Below are 22,392 nucleotides of genomic sequence, written 5' to 3'. Positions count from 1 at the left end.
CTTATTAAAACTTACTTGTTATGAAAAAGCTATCTTGTTCGGGCCGTGTTCATCCATTTTTTTTTATAATTATTATAATGTTTGTGTCAATTACAATGGGTTTTTATGGCATGTATCTCTATATTGCCCCATCTTTGCCGCAAATGACAACTCTAAAAAAGGCGCCATTACTAAAACCTTTACAAGTTTATAGTGCGGATAACCAACTTATTTCGGAATACGGTGGCAAGCTATCTGTACCCGTAGATTACGATCAGATCCCTCGAAGTTTTATTCATGCCTTTTTAGCGGCGGAAGATTCTTCTTTTTTTGAGCATAGTGGTATCAGTTTTAAAGGTTTAGGACGTGCAGTCAGTGAAAGTATTACTGGGTCAAACGTCCAAACGGGTGGCTCGACCATCACCATGCAAGTGGCAAAAAACTATTATCTCAGTCCCGAGCGTACGTTAAAACGTAAGTTGACTGAGGTTTTTCTGGCACGAAAAATTGAACAAAATTTGACGAAAGAGGAAATCTTAACCCTCTATGTCAACAAGATTTTCTTGGGTAAAAATGCCTACGGTATCGCAGCGGCAGCTAAAATTTACTACAACAAAAGCTTAAACGAACTCAGCATTGCACAAATGGCGATGATTGCAGGTCTGCCTAAAGCGCCGTCTAAATACAATCCAGTGGTCAACCCCGAACGTGCTTTAGAACGTCGTAACTGGATTTTGGGTCGCATGCTGCAGCTAGGCTATATTAACCAAAGCCAATATGAAAAAGGGATTGCTGAACCAATTAACCTCGATATGCCTGACCGCGGGGTAAGCAACCGATTTCCCTATATCGGTGAAATGGTCCGCAGCGAACTGATTGAAAAGTTCGGCGAGCATGCGATTGACTCTGGTTATAAGGTCTACACCACTATCAACAGCGAACGCCAAGCCTATGCCGAACAAGCGGTACAAGATGGTTTAGAAGCCTATGACCGTCGTCATGGTTGGCGTGGTGCGGAAGCCCATGACAAACCCTTAAGTAGCTTTAGTGCTTTTGCCAATACCTTCCCTGCCGAAGTTACCCGTGTGAATCAAAATAGCTTTGATGCCTTAATGCAAGATGGCTCGACAGTAACCGTGCCATGGTCTGGCATGTCTTGGACACATCCTTATCGCAATGCAAATGCGGTAGGCGGTGCACCGTCAAGAGCATCTCAGATTGTTAAAGTAAAAGACATTGTACGTCTGCGCCCCAATGACAACAAAACCTCATGGGCTTTGGTGCAACTGCCTAAAGTTCAGGGCCAGCTGATTGCACTTAACCCAAACAATGGCGCTGTAGAAGCATTGGTTGGTGGTTATAATTTTTATCAATCTAAATTTAACCGAACCACACAAGGCTGGCGCCAACCAGGTTCGATTATTAAACCCTTTGTCTATGCACTCGCTTTAGAGCGCGGTATGACACCGTATAGCATGGTCAATGACAGCCCGATCACCATTGGGAAATGGTCACCACGTAATGCCGATGGCCGCTATTTAGGTATGATTCCCCTGCGTCGTGCACTCTATTTATCGCGTAACACCGTGTCAGTTCGACTCCTGCAAACCGTGGGCATTGAACGTACACGCCAATTATTTATGGACTTCGGCTTAACCGATGAACAGATTCCGCGCAACTACACCATTGCACTCGGAACACCTCAGGTTTTACCGATTCAAATGGCCACAGGTTACTCAGCCTTTGCCAATGGCGGTTATCGTATTCAACCACACTTCATCAATCGTATTGAAGATGCCTATGGCAAGGTCATTTATCAGAACAATCCTGAATATGCATGTATCAGTTGTATATCTCAACAAGAATCAAACCCTCAGTCTGCTGACACCATCACGCCTGATGATGAAGTAATTGAAGTCACCAACCAAGAGCTGAACCCTGCTGAAAAATCGGTAAACCCTGTTGAGATCAACAGTGACTATCGCCAAGCGCAACGTATTTTAAAATCCAGTTCTGCTTATGATATGGCGAATATTTTAAAAGACGTGATTCAACATGGTACAGGCCGTGCTGCGCTACGTATTGGACGAGATGACTTGGGCGGAAAAACAGGAACCACCAATGATGCAAAAGATGCTTGGTTTGCTGGCTTTAATGGCAAATTGGTGACCGTAGCGTGGGTCGGTTTCGACCAACCAACGACTTTAGGACGCCGCGAATACGGCGGTGTGGCTGCGCTCCCGATATGGACAGACTTCATGGCCAAAGCCTTACAAGGCACGCCTTCGGCTTGGGTTCAACTCGATGCCAAAGCCAAAGCACCGATTCAGCGCCATCAGAAAGAAGCACCTCAGAACAACTTAGGCCCAACCCCACCTTTGGCGCAGCCGTTGTATCGCCCTGCACCAGTGGTGGTTCCGCGTGCTCCTGAGCGTGACTTTGATGATTTGCCAGGTGAAGAGGAAACGCTGGTTCCAAAGAACAGCACCCCACCCACCATGCAAGCACCGAAAGAACAACCAAAACCTAAATCGGATGCGCTCGATCATTTGATTGATCAAGTCCAATAAGAAGAGCCTGCATCTGCGGGCTTTTTTATACTTATGCTTTTTTTTGAAACAGTAAAATTTGATACTGTGCACGTAAGTCAAAAGCTGCTTGAGCCTCTAAGGCTTCACGGCGCTCTTGTTTCGCCTTATAAGCATAAGGGGTCATGGCAATCAGGTTTTGTAAGTCCTGCTGATTGAGCTTAAGCTCAGCATCGACAACATCATCACTCACCAAATCAAACGCATCACTCAACTGTTCTACAAATTTGCTCGGTTCATGCGGCTTAACTTCTTCAAACAAGGCCTCACGCATTGCATATAAATGCTGAGGCGCAGGCGTCACCACCAATAAATATCCTTGCGGTTTGAGTACCCGTAAAATCTCCTGTTTTGGAATCGGGCTAAACAAACTACTACACAGATCAATCGACTGGTCTAACACGGGTAAAGTTGCCCCTGTACCTACCACCCACGTGATATTTTTATTAATTTTCGCAGCCACTTGAACTGCATTTTTTGCAATATCCACACCGATGCATTGCAACACTTCAGCCTGCATCGCATCGGTGTAATAACCTTCACCACAGCCGATATCGAGTAAATTTTCAATACGTAACTCACGTACCTTATTTACCACTGCTTGCTGTAAGGGCATGTAATGACCTGCACTTAAGAATGCACGGCGGGCTTGTACCGACTCAGGCGTATCCCCTGGATTTTTGCTGTGCTTATGTTGGACAACATGCAGATTGACGTAGCCTTGTTTCGCCACATCATAACTATGTGAATTCGCACAGCGCCATGTTCTTTCATTTAAAGTTAAAGCCTCGCGACACACAGGACACATGAGCAGATTCATTATTTTCTCCAAGACATTACCTCAGGCATAAAAAAAGCCGGCAAATGCCGACTCTTTTCATACTTTTGCTTAGCGCAATTTTAAGGTCATTAGCCCTAAAACTACCAGCATAATTGTGATAATCCAGAAACGAATCACCACTTGGGTTTCACGCCAGCCTTTTTTCTCATAATGGTGGTGTAATGGCGCCATCAGGAACACGCGTTTATTACGCATTCTGAGGGAACCAATTTGCAAGAAGACTGATATCGCCTCGACCAAGAACACACCAGCCATAATGGCAAAGACAATTTCCTGACGAACCATGACCGCAATTGTACCAAGCATTGCACCCAATGATAATGCACCCACATCGCCCATGAAGACCTGTGCAGGGTGTGCATTAAACCAAAGGAAGGCTAAACCTGCGCCAATCATGGCTGCACAAATCACCACCAACTCAGAGGCAAAGCGCACATAAGGAATATGTAAATAATTGGCAAAACGAACATCACCAGCCAAATATGCAAATACACCTAAACCAGCAGCAACCAGCACCACAGGCATAATCGCTAAACCGTCCAAACCATCGGTCAGGTTCACGGCATTTGATGCACCATTAATCACCAAATAGGTGAAAATGATAAAACCAATACCCAGCGGAATCACCGACAACGGAATACTTAAATCTTTAAAAAATGGAATCAGCAGATCCAGCATATTCGCGGTATGTACAGGATTGGTCTGTTGCTGCGCAATTACATATAGTGCAATACCAGCGCCCAATGACGCAAGCGAGGTCCAGAAGAATTTTTTACGGGCAGGTAAACCTGCATTGTCTTTATAGCGAATCTTGATCCAGTCATCGGCCCAACCCACTGCACCAAAAATCACCATCACGGCCAAGACAATCCATACATATGGGTTTGATAAATCAGCCCACAACAGTGTGGAGATACCAATTGAGAGTAAAATCAGCACCCCACCCATGGTTGGTGTACCCATTTTTTTGGCATGATTTTCAGGAGCATATGAACTCACGGCTTGACCATATTTGAGTGCTTGCAACTTGCGAATCATCACAGGACCGAGCACTAGACCAATGGTCAGTGCGGTTAAAACACTGAGCAAAGAACGCAATGTTAAATAACGAACCACCTGAAACGAACTATGGTAGCCCGCCAGTTGTTCAAATAACCATAACAACATTTAGAGTTTCTCCATCAAATCAGCCATCAACGTTTCCATATGGGTATAACGAGAACCTTTAAACAGGAAACTCATAGACTGGGGTTGATGTGTTTCAATTAAACTGAGTAAGAACGGCAAAGCCTGCTCTTGAGTTAAAAAAGCCTGCATTTTTTTGCCATATTGCGTGCTGCGTGCGCCTTCTTGTGCCGCAGGTGCAAATTCACCGACAGCCACCACAAAGTTCAGCCCTTTCACTGAGACCAAATCACGCCCCAGCATATAGTGCTGCTGCGCAGCAGAGCTACCTAGCTCACCGATATCGCCTATCACCATCACTCGAACCCCCTCTTGCTGTGCAAGCACTTCAGCAGCTGCACGCATAGAAGTTGGGTTGGCATTATAGGTATCATCAATCAACAAATGATGGCCTTGCTGAATAAAGTTCAAACGCCCTTTTGCACCGACCGCTTGCTCAAGACCAAGCACAATATCATCCAAGCTAATACCAATCGCTAAAGCAAAAGCTGCCGCAGCAGTTGCATTTTGAACATTATGCTCCCCAGCAAACGGCAAATTCACCTGACGCACACCTTGCGGAGTATTTAGCTTAAACGTTGCCGATTGTGCCTGTAACTCAATCTCAGTGGCAAAAATTTCACCCCCCGCACCAAAGCTGAGCACCTGTTCAGTTTGTACTGCTTGGCGAATGCTATCGGCAAAATCATCGGCTGCAGGAACAATAGATGTGCCATTTGGAGCAATATGCGCATAAATCTCAGCCTTAGCACGGCAGATACCATCGCGTCCACCAAACTCACCCAAGTGTGCTGTACCAATATTGATAATGCCTGCAACCAAGGGCTGGACCAAATTCGAAGTATAGTCAATTTCACCTTGATGGCTTGCACCCAATTCCATCACTGCATATTGATGCTCAGGACGTAATTCCAATAACATGACTGGCACACCCAAGTCGTTATTCAGATTGCCACGGGTCACCAACGTTGGTGCTATACGCGACAAAATACTGCCTAACATTTCTTTGGTGGTAGTTTTACCACTACTACCCGTCAGCGCAATCACTTTTAGCTGTGGGTTTTGTGCACGACGATAAGCCCCCAGTTGTCCCAATGCCAAACGTGTATCAGGCACCACCAACTGACAAATCTCCGCATCTATAGGCTGGCTCACAATAGCCACTTGGCAGCCTTGTTCAGCGACTTGCGTAATAAAAGCATGCGCATCAAAACGTTCGCCTTTGAGTGCCAAGAAAGCATCTCCTGCTTCTGCATCACGCGAATCCGTCAAAATACGTTTAATTTCAGTATTTGGCGCTTGATCATTTAGCCAATAACCTTGGGTGGCTTCAAGTAACTGTGCGGCGGTCCATGACACTAAAGGCACTGTGCTGGTTGTTGAGGTATGCATACGACTTCCTTAGTGTGCAGGATAAGCAAAATCAGTAGTGTGGTGCTGTGCATCAATCGCGGATTGCACTTCGACGACATCGTCAAACCAATGCCGAACACCCTCTATTTCTTGATAGTTTTCATGGCCTTTGCCTGCAATCACGACAATATCACCCGCTTGAGCGTGTTGAACGGCAAATTTAATCGCTTCACGACGATCATGGATTTCATGAACCACACGAGTTGAGAAATCAACACCCGCTTTCATATCGGCAAAAATTTGCTCAGGATTTTCGGTCCGTGGGTTATCTGAAGTCAACAACACCACATCTGCTCCGTTTAAAGCAGCTTGGGTCATGAGTGGGCGTTTGCCACGGTCGCGGTCTCCACCACAGCCAAATACTGCCCAGAGTTGCTGTTCTACATGGCGCTTCAACGTGCTTAAGACTTGCACCAAAGCATCAGGCGTATGGGCATAGTCGACCACAAACAAACGCGCATCATCACGAATCACTTGCATACGACCTGGCGCTCCTTGAAGCTGCGCAGTCGTTGCAATCACATCGGCTAAATCAAAGCCTGCTTGTTCAACCATAATTAAACTTGCGACCAAATTTTCAATATTAAAATGACCGAGTAATGGATTCTGTACCTGATATTCGGCCTGTGCCGTACACAAACTAAAGTTCGCACCCGTCAGGCTATATTGAATATTCTTTACCTGATAGTCCGCAGGCTGTGTGGTTGAATAGGTTAAAATTTTCGGTTGGGCTGGATTATTTTCTGCTGCTTGAATCATGACCCCAGCATGTTCATCATCCAGATTGATGACCGCAACTTTCAATGATGGAAATTGAAACAAGCGAGATTTAGCTTCGGCATAGGCCTCAAGCGTGCCATGGTAGTCCAAATGGTCGCGACTTAAGTTGCTATACGCAGCAATTTCAATTTCACTGCCCGCTAAACGGCCTTGTTCCAAACCATGTGAAGAGGCTTCAATCGATGCAAATTCAGCCCCTTGCTTGGTATAGCTATGCAGTGCATTTTGTAAGTGCAGCGCATCCAAGGTGGTATGCGACGATGCTTCTAAATTCGGTAAAATGCCATTACCTGTCGTGCCCATCACAGCACAAGACTGACCTTGCAACATCAACAGCTCAGCAACCAAACGAGAAATCGTGGTTTTACCATTGGTTCCTGTCACCGCTAAAATACGAGCAGGCTGGACTTGGCTAGTGGCCAACAAAAATTGCTTTTGCCAGCCTCCCATCAAGTGACGCACATTCGGCACCACAATACTGTTTTCAAGTGCAAGCTCAGTTTCACTCACCACCGCTAAAGCCCCTTTATCCAAGGCTATTTGTGCAAACTGCACGGTTTTTTCAGGTTGTGAAAGTGATGTCAGCGCAATAAAAATTTGCCCTGCCTGTACTTTACGACTATCAAGAACAAAACCTTGAAATGGCTGTGCCATCCATTCAGCGCTTTGGTTAACGGTGTAGAGTTGTTGAAATGTAATGGACATTCATCACCTATCTCTTGATTACAGGAGCATCTAAAGGTTTATCTAAAGGCACGTTCATTAAACGTAAGGATTCTTGCATAACACGGGCAAATACAGGCGCAGACACCGTACCACCATAGTAGGTCCCTTGCGGGTTTTCGACCACAACCACCATCGCTAAACGCGGGTCGCTAACGGGTGCAACACCAGCAAAAAGTGCACGATATTCATTGGTTGAGTAACCTTTACGGTCAGCACGTAACTTATGTGCGGTTCCTGTTTTACCACCCACACGGTAGCCCGGAATGGTTGCACGAGTCGCGGTACCACCCGGTAAGGTTGCCGTTTCCATCATTAACAAAACTTGATCCGCAATTTTTGGATCAATCATTTGTTCACCACGGGGAGGCGCATCTAACTTATACAAACTCAAAGGCATTTTCACACCTTTGTTAGCCAACATGGCATAAGCATCCACCATTTGCAGCACAGTCGCATTTAAGCCATAGCCATATGCCATGGTCGCCACTTCCGATACATTCCATTTACTTGGTGGAAGAATTAAACCACCACTTTCACCCGGGAATTTAACTGCTGAACGCTGACCAAAACCGAGACGTTTATAAAATGTCGGTAAAGTTGCATAAGGGAGAGACAAGGCAATTTTAGCCACACCCACGTTAGAGGATTTTTGAATAATCCCACCTAAAGTCAGTGGACCGTAGTTATGCGTATCTCGAATAGTGTGGTTACCGACTCGCATCGAACCTGGAGTGGTATTGACCACCGTATTCGGCATATATTTGCCGCTTTCCAAAGCCATTGAAATGGTCAAAGGCTTCATGGTTGAACCCGGTTCGAAAGAGTCAACCGCACCACGGTTACGCATGGCGTCTTTATTGGACAAACTGTTTTTATCGTTCGGGTTATACGACGGCCACGACGCCATCGCTAAAATTTCACCCGTTTTCACATCGACCGCAATCGCTGTTGCAGAACGAGCATTATTGGCTACACCCGCAGCGGTCAGTTCACGGTACATAATGTACTGAAGGCGCGAATCAATACTGAGCGTAATATTCTCGCCCGGCTCAACTTCTTTAACCACCTCGGCATCTTTAAAACGATTGCCCTTTTTATCTCGAACAATTTGCTGCTCACCATCAATACCCGACAGGCGTTGATTCAGCTGCATTTCTAAACCTTCAATGCCCGAACCTTCACTGTTGGTCAAACCAATAATTTGCGCATTCGGTTGTGGCTGCGGATAGTAACGCTTGTAGTTCTTTTCGGTATACACCCCTTGGAACTCACGCTTCGCAATCAGTTCAGCTTGCTGAGGTGGCACTTCTTTTTTCAAGACCAAGTAACGCGAACGCGGACGTTCATTCAGTTTCCGTTTGAGTTCTGCACGATCCATGCCCACGGCATCAGCCAGTTCATCCAGATTTAGGTTTTTGTCTGGTAATTGACGCTTCAATTTACGATTGTGTGGATCTTTGGCTAATTCAGCGGTAATTTCATCAAACAGTTTTTTATTATCAAAATAATCACGTGGATCAATCACCACTTTCATAATCGGCGTACTGATCGCCAAAGGCACACCATGACGGTCATAAATCACACCGCGCATGGCCTTAATTTTTTCTGTTCTTAAAATATTGGCATTGGCTTTATTTTGCAAAAATTCGGTATTGATGACCTGTACGTAAAAAGCACGTCCAACCAAAGCAATAAAGCAGGCTAAAACCACCGCCCACATGAGATAGAAGCGCCACATTTCAACCTGTAGAGCCGATTTTTCAGTCACCGCTTGCTGTTTTTTACGAGTGGGTTTACGCTTTTCTACCATGTTACAGCGGCCTTATTTTTTGTCTTCTGAAGTCGTGGGTAAAGAAATCACTACGGTTTGCGCCGCAGGTGGTGAATACATCCGCAGTTGCGTCACTGCGCGCGTTCCAATTTGTGCAGTTGCGCCAAAAGTTTGCTGTTCAATCAGCAAACGGCCCCACTCTGCATTTAAGTCATCACGCTCGCGCATAAAAGAGCTCATTTCGCGATAGTCATGACGGTATTCAAACACTTGGAACACCACCATCATGGCACTGATAAACACCAGCACCAATAAAATGACATAGGCAATCAGCTTCTTAAACTTTAACTTTGTTGGAATTTTTTCAACGACTTCAGTTTTCATTATTCGCCTTTAAGTGCTAAGCGCTCTGCAACTCTAAGCCATGCACTACGTGAACGTGGATTGGCTTTAACCTCGGCATCACTTGCTTTCACACGTGATACTTTCTTTAAACGACGTGTATCTGGTCGTTGTTGTGGCATACCCCAACCCATGTCTTCCTCAAGTGTCGACTCTTTTTGAATAAATTGTTTAATTAATCGATCTTCTAGCGAATGGAAGCTAATCACAGCCAAGCGACCATTTGGTTTTAATACGTCTACCGCTTGCGGTAGGAAAACTTCAATATCTTCTAATTCTTTATTAATGGCAATACGAATTGCTTGGAAAGTTCGTGTTGCAGCATGTTTATTTTTTTCCCATTTCGGGTGCGCTACTTTCACAATTTCAGCCAACTGCGCGGTCGTTTCAATCAACCCAGCCGCTTTAATGGCTTTGGCAATACGACGGCTATAACGCTCTTCACCGTATTGGAAAATAATATTGGCTAACGCTTCTTCCTCAATATTGACCAGCCACTGCGCTGCAGTTGGACCTTTTGAATTGTCCATACGCATATCCAGTGGTCCATCTTTCATAAAACTAAAGCCACGCTCCGCCTGATCAAGCTGCGGTGAAGACACGCCCAAATCGGCCATAACCCCATCGACCAAGCCAATGCCGCGTACTTCTAACTCATGCTTAAGGTCAGCAAAGCTGGCATGGATAATTTTAAAACGTGTATCTTCTTGTTCTAAAATCGCGGCTGTTTCCAGTGCTTGCGGGTCTTTATCAAAACCATAGACACGTGCATTTTCATCCAGCTTAGACAACAGCAAGCGCGTATGTCCGCCACGACCAAACGTCCCGTCAATGAAAATCCCTGTATTGCGATCTGCTACCAAAGCATCAACAGTTTCGTGAAGTAATACAGAAATATGCGACATAAAGACTCAATATGATCGGAAGGAAAAATGTAACTGCACATTATTACCTTGTTTTAACAAAGCTCCAAACGACTTTTTGTAGGGAAATATTACTTTTCATAGACAAAACCGTTTTTAAACGGCATTCATTATCAAAAAAGCCTCCCAAGGGAGGCTTTTTAAGCAGCAGCTGAAATAATTAACTGGATTATTTACGGCTATTATAGATTTGGTCGAAAGTCGCCCCATTCACAAAGTGAGTCTTTTGAGCATTGGCCCAACCACCAAACACCTCATCAATGGTGAAGGTTTTTAACGGTGGAAATTGCGCTTTATATTTTTCTAAAACCGCAGCATTACGCGGACGATAGAAGTGTTTCGCCGCCATTTCCTGACCCAGTGGTGAATATAAATAGTTGATATAACCCTGTGCTAACCACTTGTTGCCATTTTTCGCCACAGTCTTATCCACGATTGCCACCGAAGGCTCGGTTAAAATCGAGATCGATGGATAAACAATATCGAACTGATTTTTACCTAAAGTTTTTTGTGTCACTAAGGCTTCATTTTCCCAAGTCAACAACACATCACCAATGCGACGTTCTGCAAAGGTGGTCATAGACGCCCGTGCCGCAGAGTCCATGACTTTCACGTTATGGTACATTTTACCCACAAACTCTTTGGCTTTGGCCTCATTACCACCAGGTTGTTTCAGTGCATAACCCCAAGCAGACAGATACACCCAACGCGGTAGACCGCCTGTTTTAGGATTAGGCGTAATAATTTGTACACCCGGTTTGATTAAATCAGACCAGTCCTTAATTTTTTTCGGGTTGCCTTTGCGTACCATGAACACAATGGTCGATGTATAAGGTGCAGAGTTATTTGGGAACTCTTTTTGCCAACCCGGCTGAATTTGACCTGATTTGACAATTTCTTCAATGTCATTGGCTAAGGCCAGGGTCACCACATCCCCTTTTAGACCATCCACGACCGAACGGGCTTGTTTACCTGAACCACCGTGTGACTGTTTAAAGTCGACCGTTTGTCCTGTACGACTTTGCCAATAGGCACCAAAGGATTTATTGAACTCATCGTAAAATTCACGTGTTGCATCATAGGAGACATTGAGCATAGTACGGTCAGCCGCTTGAGCTGATGTCATACTGAATGTCAGACCTGTTGCCACTACGACAGCAGCCCAGAGAGATTTCAAATGCGTTTTCATGGCGTATTAAATTAAATATCAAGAATTATGCTAAATATATGAAACAAAATCATAAATCGCAATTCACTTTTGTTTTTTAAATACTCGTTATTTTAGAATCACTAAGACTTAATGAATTGTTTTTATTTAAAATAATAGCAAACACTTTACTTATTCTTATTATATACATTTTTATGCTTAAAATATAATAAAAGTGGATATACGTATATCCACTTTGATGTCCGAACGTGATTGCGTCAAACCACAGCACGTTTATTTTTCAGTATAAATCTGATCAAAGATCGCACCATTTACAAAGTGAGTTTTCTGCGCTTTGGCCCACCCTCCAAAGACATCATTAATATTAAAGGTTTTTTGCTTTGGAAATTGCGCAAGGTATTTGTTCGCCACCTGTTTATTTCGTGGACGGAAGAAATGCTTCGCCGCCAACTCCTGCCCTTTTGGCGAATACAGATAGTTTAAATAGCCCTTGGCCAAATTTCGATTGCCATTTTTGTCCACGGTTTTGTCTACAATCGCAACCGACGGCTCCGCTAAAATCGAAATAGACGGATAAATAATATCGTATTTGTCTTTACCGAGGCCTTGGGTTGCCAGTAAGGCTTCATTTTCCCAAGACAACAACACATCACCTATGCCTCGTTCAGCAAACGTGGTCAATGAACCTCGTGCGCCTGAATCAAGGACTTTGACGTTTTGATAAAGTTTTTTCACCAATTCTTTGGCTTTAGCATCATTACCTCCCGGTTGTTTTAACGCATAACCCCAAGCCGATAAATAAATCCAACGCGGCGCCCCCCCTGTTTTTGGATTTGGGGTAATGATCTCAACCCCCGGCTTGGTTAAATCATTCCAGTCTTTAATTTGTTTGGGATTACCCTTACGCACTAAAAAAACAATCGTTGAAGTATAAGGTGCAGAATTATTTGGAAATTCTTTTTGCCAGTTTTTATCAATTTGTCCAGTATTCACAATTTCATCAATATCATTGGCCAAGGCCAAGGTCACCACATCTGCTTGTAAACCCGTTGCAACGGCACGTGCTTGCTTACCCGATCCACCATGAGACTGCTTAAAGTTGACCTCCTGCCCAGTTTTGCTTTTCCAATACTGTCCAAAGGCTTGGTTATATTCTTGATAAAACTCACGGGTCGGGTCATAAGACACATTTAAAAAATCTTTTGCCGCATAAGCACTGGCTGCAAAGCCCCCAAGTAATACTAAAATAGATGTCGCTAATATTTTTTTCATTGCTTTATACTCGAACTGAATTTGCTCACTATATAAACAACAAAAAATCAATACAATCATCTATTTATAATTAATTATGGCTTTTATATCTGATAAAAAGATATCTCTAAAAGGACTATTTTGTGCACTTTTAAGGATAACCCCATATCCATCCTCCACAGATCAAGCTCAAAATCTCCATGCTATCTCCACAGTTATTTGGTACAAAAAGCCAAATGATTTATATTTGATGTTTAAATGTCAATTTAGCCCAAATTTGTTTATAATTTTGTAAATTGTGTGACACAGTTCTACTTTTTTATTTGTAAAATCGGTTAAATTGAAACTAGATTACCAATGACTTTAATAAAAATCTGTTCCAATACCATGTTGAGAGGGGGGAAAAGGACATGAAAGCAACATTTTTACATACCGTTACGTTGAGTATCGGCTTGGCTTGTTTTAGCCAACTGGGACATAGTGCAGCCATTCAAAGCAATGACAAAGCCACGATGCCCACTGAAAAAACATCGTTGATTGAAAAAGCGCTCAGCCAACAAAAAGGCAGTGACCGAACTACGATGACGGATAATGATTTAAAAATCATGACCTCAATCAAAGTTGCACCGACACAAAATTTCTTTGCTACACAAAACCAGCGCTTTAGCCGTTTTGTGCAATCATTGTTCCTCTAAACTAAAAATAAGCCACAGTGTCGTAACCTCTCTCAAGTTATGACATTTGCGCGCAAAAGCCTGATCACTGAATGTTGAATTAAGCATTAAGTGGTCGGGCTTTTTCGTTATAATAGACCTCAATTTACATTCTGAATCATAATTGGCTATGACTGTTCGTACTCGTATTGCACCCTCTCCAACTGGCTTCCCGCATGTGGGCACAGCGTATATTGCGTTATTTAACTTATGCTATGCCAAGCAACATGGTGGTGAATTTATTCTGCGGATTGAAGATACCGACCAACTTCGTTCGACTCCTGAATCTGAACAAATGATTTTAGATTCATTGCGTTGGTTAGGATTGAATTGGTCTGAAGGTCCAGATATTGGTGGGCCACATGCACCATATCGCCAGTCTGAACGTATGCATATTTATAAACAATATGCACTGGATTTGGTTGAAAAAGGTCATGCGTTCTACTGCTTTGCAACGAGCGAAGAGTTGGATCAAATGCGTGCAGAACAACAAGCCCGTGGTGAAACACCAAAGTACGATGGTCGTGGTTTAAAATTATCTGCTGAAGAAGTCCAAAGTCGCCTTGCTGCAGGTGAGCCACACGTGATTCGTATGAAAGTGCCCGAAGAAGGCATTTGTACAGTCAATGACTTACTGCGCGGGGAAGTGGAAATTCCTTGGGTGCAAGTGGACATGCAAGTCTTGCTTAAAACAGATGGTTTACCAACCTATCACCTTGCCAATGTGGTCGATGACCATTTGATGCAAATCACCCACGTTTTCCGTGGCGAAGAATGGCTGCCTTCCGCACCTAAACATCAGTTGCTGTATCAATACTTTGGTTGGGAAATGCCTGTACTGGGTCATATGCCATTACTACGTAACCCAGACAAATCAAAACTGTCGAAACGTAAGAACCCAACCTCTATTAACTACTACAAAAATATTGGTGTCTTGCCTGAAGCCTTGCTGAACTACTTAGGCCGTATGGGCTGGTCTATGCCAGATGAACGCGAAAAATTCACATTAGCCGAGATGATTGAACACTTTGATATTCAACGTGTATCCCTCGGTGGCCCAATTTTTGATGTGGAAAAACTGAATTGGCTCAATGGTCAATGGATCAAAGGCTTAAGCCCTGCTGAACTGTTAAATACTTTATTGGCATGGAAAGCAGATCGTAAGATGCTCGAAGACATCGCCGCAGCGATTCAACCTCGTATCAACTTGCTTTCAGAAGCGGTGAACTGGTCTGCGCATTACTTTAACCAGTTCCCAAGCTTGACTAAAGAACAGTTTGAAAGCAAGAAACTGAGCGAAGAACAAGTTCGTCAAAGTCTGCAATTTGCGATTTGGCGTTTGGAAAGCATGTTCACATGGAACAATGACACCGTAAGTCAAACCTTGATGGACTTAGCCAGCCAAATGGAAATTAAGCTTCGTGACTTTATGCCAGCGTTCTTTATTGCCATTGCAGGTTCAACTGCTTCGACCCCAGTGATGCAAACCATGGTCACCATTGGCCCTGACTTAACCTTCGCGCGCTTACGTCATGCCCTTGAAATTGTGGGTGGTCCTAGCAAAAAAGAAGCAAAAGTTTGGGAAAAACTCAATGAAAGCCTAAAATTGCCGAAAAATGACGCAGTTGATGAAGCTTAATTGATTTTTTAGTTGACGCATGGGCGTTATATCCCTAATATAGCGCTCACACAGAGAGACGGTGTTAACCACTCAACGTGATGCCTCAATAAGTCCCTATCGTCTAGAGGCCTAGGACATCGCCCTTTCACGGCGGTAACCGGGGTTCGAATCCCCGTAGGGACGCCATATTTAAGATGGCAACATCTGGTAAAAAACCCAAGCATTATGACTTGGGTTTTTTATTGCCTCAAATTTATCAGCACTTCATTACCACGCTTTTTTGGCTTTCTGCTCTAATCCGATTAGAATACAGCATAGATTCGAATTTTGGAGTTGTAATGCAATATCGTTGTCCTCAATGTCAAAGCCCAAAAATTATGCCTGTTGCTCAAGCAGGGGCTCCAGCAACACGCCCTGTCGTGCCTAAAAGTCTGGTTTTTTTAGTTCCAGCCATTTTTGTATTATTACTTTTGGTGCTCATTAGCATCGCAATGTGGCTATTTGGGGATGGCGCTGGCTCAACATTACAAATTGCAACGGTTGTGGTTTTCATCGTGTGTGTAATTGCAGGCTTCCTATTTTACCGCGACCTTCCTGATTTTAAGATTTCAATGCAAGGCTTCATGCAGTCTCAGAAAAAATGGAAATGCCGTGAATGTGACCATGAGTGGGAAATCTAAGCCTTAACTTAGAACCCGCATCCAAAAAGGGAGTCTATGCACTCCCTTTTTTATCTACCCAAAGAATAAATAATAATTATTATCACCTGTTAGTTTTTCTCGATATAATCAAAAACCTCATCTTACGAAATATTTTTAGGCCTAATCTCTATGAAAAACGCTCTACTCTGCACACTCTTATTCTGTTCAGTGGCTCAAGCGCATGAACCCTATGTCGCTCCACTGGCGTATCACACTGAAAATACCCAAGTCCCTGTATTGAGTGCCTATGCGGAACAAGCCTTTCATCCTGAATATGCCCTAAAAGATGTTTCGTTCAGCGTTTTCCAACCAAACCAAACACAGACTACGATTCAAGCACAAAAGCACTTAGAATCTGCAACTGCATTTGATCTCAAGCTACCGGAAAAAGGCACCTATACCATTTTTGCCAAGACCTCATATCCAATTGAATATGTAAAACATAATCATCAATGGAAAATCTTTGCCGATGTAGCAGCAGACAAAGTCCCTGCCCTAAGCGAGCGTGACTATGTCATACCAAGTGACTTTAAAGGCAAAGTGCCAAGTAAGGTCTCTACGGTTCGCGAATGGAGCATTCAAAGCTATGTGAGCAAAGACAGCACCTCACCTGTTGCTGTAACGCCAGCCCCAATTCAAGTCAACTTCAAAACCCATCCAAATGAAATTACGGTGCAAAAGCCTGTACAACTTCAAATTACTCAAGCAGGCAAAGCCCTCGCACATGCAGAACTCATGGTTCGCGCTCAAGGTGAGCTTGAGCAGCAAGCGAAAAGCACACCTGTCGATGCACAAGGCAATACCACACTCACTTTTGCACAAGCTGGGCAATACCTGATTGAAGTGAGCGAAAAAGCCGATGCCAAAGCAAAACCTAAAAATCAGTATTACACCATTATCAGCGTACAAGTGAATGCCCTTAAAACGCCTTAAGCGACAATTGCTAAGCATAAAAAAACCAGCCCTTAGGCTGGTTTTTTTATGCGGGGATATTATCCGCCAATTTTCTTGTATTTGGTACGTTTCTGAACCGCAGCATCACCTAAACGCGCTAAACGATAGGCTTCGTACTCAGCATAGTTACCTTCGTAGAATTCAGGCTGTTCATTCTCAAACGACAAGATGTGCGTTGCAATACGGTCAAGGAACCAACGGTCGTGCGACACCACCATTACCGTACCTGGGAATACAAGAATTGCATCCTCAAGCGCACGTAAGGTTTCGATATCCAAGTCGTTCGATGGCTCATCCAGTAAGATCACATTTGCGCCCATTTGCAGGATTTTCGCCAGTTGTAAACGGTTACGCTCACCACCTGACAACTCACCTACACGCTTCTGCTGGTCTTGACCTTTAAAGTTAAAGCGACCGATATAAGCACGTGATGCAATTTCATAATCGCCAATTCTTAAGATATCCAAACCGCCAGAAACTTCTTCCCAAACCGTTTTGTTGTTATCCAAGGTGTCACGAATCTGACCCACATACGCTACTTTAACCGACTCACCCAAAGTCACCGTACCTGTATCTGGCTGTTGTTCACCAGTCATCATACGGAACAGTGTGGTTTTACCCGCACCGTTTGGACCCACGATACCCACAATTGCTGTAGGCGGTACGGTAAAGCTGAGGTTTTCGTACAGTACGCGACCATCAAATGATTTGCTGATGCCTTCCACTTCTACGACTTTATTGCCTAGACGTGGGCCAGGTGGAATATAGATTTCAGAAGTTTCGTTACGCTGTTGGAATTCGCGTGAGTTAAGCTCTTCAAAACGCTCCATACGCGCTTTGTTTTTCTTTTGCTGACCTTTGGCATTTGAACGAACCCATTCAAGTTCTTTCTTCAATGCTTTAGCAAAAGATTCTTCTTGCTTGTTCTCTTGCTCTAGACGCGCATTCTTCTGCTCTAACCAAGAAGAATAGTTGCCTTGATATGGAATACCCATACCGCGGTCAAGCTCAAGAATCCATTCCGCCACGTTATCCAAGAAATAACGATCGTGCGTAATCGCCACAATCGTGCCGGCAAAGTCTTTCAAGAAACGCTCTAACCAAGACACAGATTCTGCATCCAAGTGGTTCGTCGGTTCGTCTAGAAGCAACATATCTGGCTTATATAAAAGCAAACGACACAATGCAACACGACGACGCTCACCACCTGAAAGTAGTGTGACATCCGCATCCCAAGCTGGTAGGTTCAAGGCAGCTGCAGCTTGATCCATTTGGTTGCTAAGGTTATGCGCATCCCATGAATGGATAATCGCTTCAAGTTTTTCTTGCTCTTTTGCCAATGCATCAAAGTCTGCATCTTCTGCTGCATATTCAGCAAATACTTCGTCCAAACGCGCCAAAGCATCCAATGGTTCACGTAAACCATCTTCTACGTTTCCACGGACATCTTTATTTGGATCAAGTGGCGGCTCTTGTTCTAAGTAACCGATTTTGATACCCGGTTGCGCACGAGCTTCACCAGAGAAATCTTTGTCTACGCCCGCCATAATACGAAGCAAGGTCGATTTACCTGCACCGTTTAAACCAAGTACACCAATTTTTGCACCCGGGAAAAATGACAAAGAGATGTCTTTTAAGATTTCGCGCTTAGGCGGAACCATCTTAGACACTCGGTTCATCGTATAAATATATTGGGCCACGTAGGACTCCTCAATAGAAAAACCAAAAAATCGCAAGAAGCGAAAAAATATTTGCGGGCATTATACGATGAATACGTTGAAAAAATAAGGCATGAAACCGATCTTCAATGCAATGTTACAACTTTCAGTGCGGTTATTTTTTAAACACCCCTTTTATCTCACTTTTTCGCAGACAAGAAGCTGTTCGTAACTCATCTTTATGAATTTTTTAGATAAATATTCATTATTTTCACACTTTAACTCATATTCATTGATGGTAGACTGTGCAATATTTAACTCACGCAGATGAAGTCCCATGACCTATAAAGATGAAACTTTGGCTATCCATGCTGGTTATAGCCCCGAAGCCACCACCAAAGCAGTGGCAGTACCGATTTATCAAACCACGTCTTATGCCTTTGATAATACGCAACATGGTGCGGATCTATTTGACCTAAAAGTCCAAGGTAATATTTATACCCGAATTATGAACCCGACCACTGCGGTGCTAGAACAACGATTAGCCGCGCTCGAAGGGGGCATTGGTGCGTTGGCCTTGGCCTCTGGCATGGCAGCCATTACTTATGCGATTCAGACGATTACCGAAGCAGGGGACAACATTGCTTCTGTTTCGACCTTGTACGGTGGCACCTATAACCTGTTTGCCCACACTCTACCGAAACAAGGCATTGAAGTCCGTTTCTTTGATTATCAAGACCCTGAAGCACTACGCTGTTTAATTGATGAAAAAACCAAGTTGGTCTTTGTTGAATCGATTGGCAACCCACTGGGCAATATCATTGATCTAGAAGCGATTGCCAAAATCGCACATGAGTATGGCGTGCCTGTGGTGGTCGATAATACCGTCGCAACCCCTGCGCTGCTGAAACCCTTTGAATATGGCGCAGATATTGTGGTGCATTCATTAACCAAATATATTGGCGGGCATGGTAACTCGATTGGCGGTGCGATTGTCGATAGCGGAAAATTTCCTTGGGGCAAGTATCCTGAGCGCTTTAAAGTGCTGAATACGCCAGACCCAAGCTATCACGGCGTGAACTATGTCGAAGCTTTAGGCGAAGCAGCTTATATCGCGCGTGCCCGCGTGGTACCACTACGTAATACCGGCGCTGCGATTAGCCCTTTAAGCGTGTTCTTGATTCTACAAGGCTTAGAAACGCTAAACCTGCGTATGGAACGTCATACTGAAAATGCGCAGAAAGTCGCAGAATATTTACAAGCCCATCCCAAAGTGAAATGGGTCAACTATGCCGGCTTGAAAGATCACCCTCAGCATGGCTTAGCGCAAAAATATGTCAAAGGTAAACCTTCGGCAATTTTATCCTTTGGGGTACAAGATGGCCGTGAAGGTGGCACCCGCTTTATTGATGCTCTGCAACTCTTCACTCGCTTGGTCAATATTGGCGATGCCAAAAGTCTGGCCTGCCACCCTGCCACCACCACACATCGCCAACTGAATGAAGCGGAATTAAAGTCTGCTGGAGTAAGTCTTGATATGGTGCGTTTATCTGTAGGCATTGAACATATTGATGATTTGATTGCAGATTTAGAGCAGGCCTTGGCTCAAGTCTAAAATACAGACCACTAAACTTAAAACCTCAATCACATGATTGAGGTTTTTTATACGCTTGTCTTTTATATTTATAGCCCTTTCACTTCGCTTGAATTCATGTTAAAAACAAGTAATTAGAACCAATAAAATAGAGCTTTTGCTCTAAATTTATTTATTATTTCAATAACTTATGCCGTGATATTTTTAAGCAGTTTAGGTATTATACCGTGAAGGAAAGCCGCTACATTTCTTTGAAAATGCAGCCTTAATAATCGAATATAAAAACAGCCATAACCCTCAAATATTTGACTTAGATCAGGAATGATAACGTGAATTCAAGAATAGATAGACTTTTTAAAGAACGCGTAAATGGAAAAACCGTCTTAATTACAGGCGCTTCAAGTGGTATTGGTTTAACCGTTGCACACAAACTGGCTGACGCAGGAGCACACGTCCTTTTAGTTTCGCGCACCAAAGAAACACTAGATGAAGTTAAAGCAGAAATCGAAGCCAAAGGTGGTTCAGCTTCTGTTTTTCCATGTGACCTAAATGATTTAGACTCGATTGATGAAGTCTCTAAGCAGATTTTAGCTTCAGTCGATCATATTGATATTTTAATTAATAACGCAGGTCGTTCGATCCGCCGTGCTGTACATGAGTCAGCAGAACGCTTCCACGACTTTGAACGCACCATGCAACTCAACTACTTTGGTGCTGTACGTTTAGTCATGAACATCCTGCCACAAATGATGATTCGTCGTGATGGGCATATTATTAACATTAGCTCGATTGGCGTATTGGCAAATGCCACTCGTTTCTCAGCTTATGTGGCATCTAAAGCCGCATTAGATGCATTCAGTCGCTGTCTTTCTGCCGAAGTGCATTCACATAAAATTGCGATTACTTCGGTTTATATGCCTTTGGTACGCACTCCAATGATTGCGCCGACGAAAATTTATAAATACGTTCCGACTCTTTCGCCTGAACAAGCAGCAGATCTAGTTGCTTATGCGATTGTGAAACGCCCGAAGAAAGTGGCAACTAACTTAGGGCGTTTGGCATCAATCACTTATTCAATTGCACCAGACATCAACAATAAGCTCATGTCGATTGGTTATAACTTATTCCCAAGTTCTACCGCGTCTGTGGGCGAACAGCAAAAACTCAACTGGGTACAAAAAGCATATGCACGCTTGTTCCCAGGTGAACACTGGTAAGTTTTCTTACAATTTACCCAACCTTTGATTAAAGGTTGGGTAACTCAATTTTTCACCACTCTTTTATAGTCCTTAATATTCGCTTAAGAAAAAAAGTCCACCATAAGAGCAACAATAAAAGGGGAAAAGAAATGCAGGCACTTTATTTATTCAAGCTTTTTTGCTTCATCTTTGCTGCAATTACCACTTTTAATCTATATACAGAACTCACCCTCTCTCATATTTCAATCTGGCAAGTGCTGATTCATGGCGGTTTGCTGATGATCTTGCTCGAATTTGGCTTTAAGAGCCAACACGCACCACAACAGACTACCCCACTAACGAGTGAAATACGCTCACTAGAAACAGAAGCTGGGCCAACTTCACACCCCCCAAGCATGTATAGCAATATTTTTTCAAAAATAGGTTTAATCTCAATTTTTTCCAGCCTGATTGGACAAAGCCTAATCAGTTAAGACTCATACCTTTTTTGTGGACAAAAGATAAAGACGACGTGCCCCTTCTACTTTTTGTGTTATAAACAGCCGTCTTTTTTTATTTTGTGAATTTATGCGCGCTTTTACTTTCGTACTGCAATATGTGTGTATCGCTTTTGCGATTTATCTCTGCTACCGAGTAGGCAGTAGCCTGTATTTACAAGATTATGTGATGATGGATATCGTGGCCAATGTCGGGACGATTCTAATCTGTATCGATCTTGCTGTTTTCCTGTGGCATAGCCGCAGTACCCAAGCCATAAGCCTCAAAGATTATGCTACTCGACTGGAACAACCCGCTCCAACCTTTGTCAAAGTTTGCCGAAAGCTTGGGCACTTTGGCATTATGCTGATTATCACCAGTTGGATCGTGCCCATCATCAACGGATAAAAGCAACCATAAAAAAACCTCCCACTTGGGAGGTTTTTTA

Annotated in this window: 19 protein-coding genes and 1 tRNA gene; 10 read left to right on the top strand and 10 right to left on the bottom strand. The window is 43.6% G+C overall.

Annotation, left to right across the window (positions count from 1 at the left end):
- Positions 1 to 20: 20 nt before the first annotated feature.
- The gene (gene ponA / locus WH214_RS10350) at positions 21 to 2,549 is read left to right on the top strand and encodes a penicillin-binding protein PBP1a (RefSeq protein ID WP_339993307.1); all 2,529 of its coding nucleotides are present in this window, start codon (positions 21 to 23) and stop codon (positions 2,547 to 2,549) included.
- Between the two features lie 31 nt (positions 2,550 to 2,580).
- Here ponA and WH214_RS10345 read toward each other — a convergent pair whose 3' ends face one another.
- The 9 genes from WH214_RS10345 to WH214_RS10305 form a co-directional block, all read right to left on the bottom strand.
- Complete coding sequence (locus WH214_RS10345; RefSeq protein ID WP_339422067.1) at positions 2,581 to 3,387, bottom strand: putative RNA methyltransferase; 807 nt, start codon at positions 3,385 to 3,387, stop codon at positions 2,581 to 2,583.
- A 69-nt stretch (positions 3,388 to 3,456) separates the two neighbouring features.
- Positions 3,457 to 4,575 carry a phospho-N-acetylmuramoyl-pentapeptide-transferase gene (gene mraY / locus WH214_RS10340; RefSeq protein WP_058951625.1) on the bottom strand — a complete coding sequence of 373 codons (1,119 nt, stop codon included), beginning with the start codon at positions 4,573 to 4,575 and terminating at the stop codon, positions 3,457 to 3,459.
- Complete coding sequence (locus WH214_RS10335) at positions 4,576 to 5,985, bottom strand: UDP-N-acetylmuramoyl-tripeptide--D-alanyl-D-alanine ligase (protein WP_339422066.1); 1,410 nt, start codon at positions 5,983 to 5,985, stop codon at positions 4,576 to 4,578.
- 9 nt (positions 5,986 to 5,994) lie between these two features.
- Positions 5,995 to 7,491: a UDP-N-acetylmuramoyl-L-alanyl-D-glutamate--2,6-diaminopimelate ligase gene (locus WH214_RS10330; protein ID WP_094148980.1), complete on the bottom strand. Its 1,497-nt coding sequence runs from the start codon at positions 7,489 to 7,491 to the stop codon at positions 5,995 to 5,997.
- 7 nt (positions 7,492 to 7,498) lie between these two features.
- Entirely contained in the window at positions 7,499 to 9,322 is a 1,824-nt protein-coding gene (ftsI, locus tag WH214_RS10325) for a penicillin-binding protein PBP3 (RefSeq protein WP_010327652.1), read from the bottom strand.
- A gap of 12 nt (positions 9,323 to 9,334) precedes the next feature.
- Positions 9,335 to 9,667, bottom strand: coding sequence for a cell division protein FtsL (ftsL, locus tag WH214_RS10320; protein ID WP_004691506.1), 333 nt, complete (start codon positions 9,665 to 9,667; stop codon positions 9,335 to 9,337).
- Positions 9,667 to 10,590 carry a 16S rRNA (cytosine(1402)-N(4))-methyltransferase RsmH gene (gene rsmH, locus WH214_RS10315; protein ID WP_339422065.1) on the bottom strand — a complete coding sequence of 308 codons (924 nt, stop codon included), beginning with the start codon at positions 10,588 to 10,590 and terminating at the stop codon, positions 9,667 to 9,669. The genes ftsL and rsmH overlap by 1 nt, the downstream gene beginning before the upstream one ends.
- 187 nt (positions 10,591 to 10,777) lie before the next feature.
- Positions 10,778 to 11,797, bottom strand: coding sequence for a sulfate ABC transporter substrate-binding protein (locus tag WH214_RS10310; protein WP_339422064.1), 1,020 nt, complete (start codon positions 11,795 to 11,797; stop codon positions 10,778 to 10,780).
- Positions 11,798 to 12,049: 252 nt separating this feature from the next.
- The gene (locus WH214_RS10305) at positions 12,050 to 13,048 is read right to left on the bottom strand and encodes a sulfate ABC transporter substrate-binding protein (protein WP_339422063.1); all 999 of its coding nucleotides are present in this window, start codon (positions 13,046 to 13,048) and stop codon (positions 12,050 to 12,052) included.
- A gap of 389 nt (positions 13,049 to 13,437) precedes the next feature.
- Here WH214_RS10305 and WH214_RS10300 point away from each other — a divergent pair, with 389 nt between their 5' ends.
- The 5 genes from WH214_RS10300 to WH214_RS10280 all read left to right on the top strand — a co-directional run bounded on the left by WH214_RS10300 (position 13,438) and on the right by WH214_RS10280 (position 16,995).
- A complete protein-coding gene (locus WH214_RS10300) occupies positions 13,438 to 13,722 on the top strand; it encodes a hypothetical protein (RefSeq protein ID WP_004978106.1) in 285 nt (94 codons plus the stop codon).
- Between the two features lie 148 nt (positions 13,723 to 13,870).
- Positions 13,871 to 15,379 (top strand): glutamate--tRNA ligase, encoded by a 1,509-nt coding sequence (gltX, locus tag WH214_RS10295; RefSeq protein ID WP_339422062.1) that lies wholly within the window; start codon positions 13,871 to 13,873, stop codon positions 15,377 to 15,379.
- 92 nt (positions 15,380 to 15,471) lie between these two features.
- A tRNA-Glu gene (locus tag WH214_RS10290) sits at positions 15,472 to 15,547 on the top strand.
- A gap of 152 nt (positions 15,548 to 15,699) precedes the next feature.
- Positions 15,700 to 16,041 carry a membrane protein gene (locus WH214_RS10285; protein WP_010327661.1) on the top strand — a complete coding sequence of 114 codons (342 nt, stop codon included), beginning with the start codon at positions 15,700 to 15,702 and terminating at the stop codon, positions 16,039 to 16,041.
- Positions 16,042 to 16,191: 150 nt separating this feature from the next.
- Positions 16,192 to 16,995, top strand: a complete 804-nt coding sequence (locus WH214_RS10280) for a DUF4198 domain-containing protein (RefSeq protein WP_339422061.1) — start codon at positions 16,192 to 16,194, stop codon at positions 16,993 to 16,995.
- Between the two features lie 59 nt (positions 16,996 to 17,054).
- On the opposite strand, the gene ettA is transcribed toward WH214_RS10280, so the two are convergent.
- Complete coding sequence (ettA, locus tag WH214_RS10275) at positions 17,055 to 18,716, bottom strand: energy-dependent translational throttle protein EttA (protein WP_339993304.1); 1,662 nt, start codon at positions 18,714 to 18,716, stop codon at positions 17,055 to 17,057.
- Between the two features lie 295 nt (positions 18,717 to 19,011).
- Between ettA and WH214_RS10270 the strand changes: the two genes are divergently transcribed.
- The 4 genes from WH214_RS10270 to WH214_RS10255 all read left to right on the top strand — a co-directional run bounded on the left by WH214_RS10270 (position 19,012) and on the right by WH214_RS10255 (position 22,352).
- Entirely contained in the window at positions 19,012 to 20,289 is a 1,278-nt protein-coding gene (locus WH214_RS10270; protein WP_339422060.1) for an O-acetylhomoserine aminocarboxypropyltransferase/cysteine synthase family protein, read from the top strand.
- Between the two features lie 308 nt (positions 20,290 to 20,597).
- Entirely contained in the window at positions 20,598 to 21,485 is an 888-nt protein-coding gene (locus WH214_RS10265) for an SDR family NAD(P)-dependent oxidoreductase (RefSeq protein WP_126035024.1), read from the top strand.
- A gap of 35 nt (positions 21,486 to 21,520) precedes the next feature.
- The gene (locus WH214_RS10260; RefSeq protein ID WP_339422059.1) at positions 21,521 to 21,940 is read left to right on the top strand and encodes a hypothetical protein; all 420 of its coding nucleotides are present in this window, start codon (positions 21,521 to 21,523) and stop codon (positions 21,938 to 21,940) included.
- A gap of 94 nt (positions 21,941 to 22,034) precedes the next feature.
- On the top strand, positions 22,035 to 22,352 hold the full coding sequence (locus tag WH214_RS10255; protein ID WP_004691542.1) for a hypothetical protein: 318 nt from the start codon (positions 22,035 to 22,037) through the stop codon (positions 22,350 to 22,352).
- Positions 22,353 to 22,392 lie beyond the last annotated feature (40 nt).

This window comes from Acinetobacter sp. MYb191, assembly GCF_037572605.1.
GTDB lineage: Bacteria > Pseudomonadota > Gammaproteobacteria > Pseudomonadales > Moraxellaceae > Acinetobacter > Acinetobacter johnsonii.
This window is presented reverse-complemented; position numbering and strand designations above follow the sequence as displayed.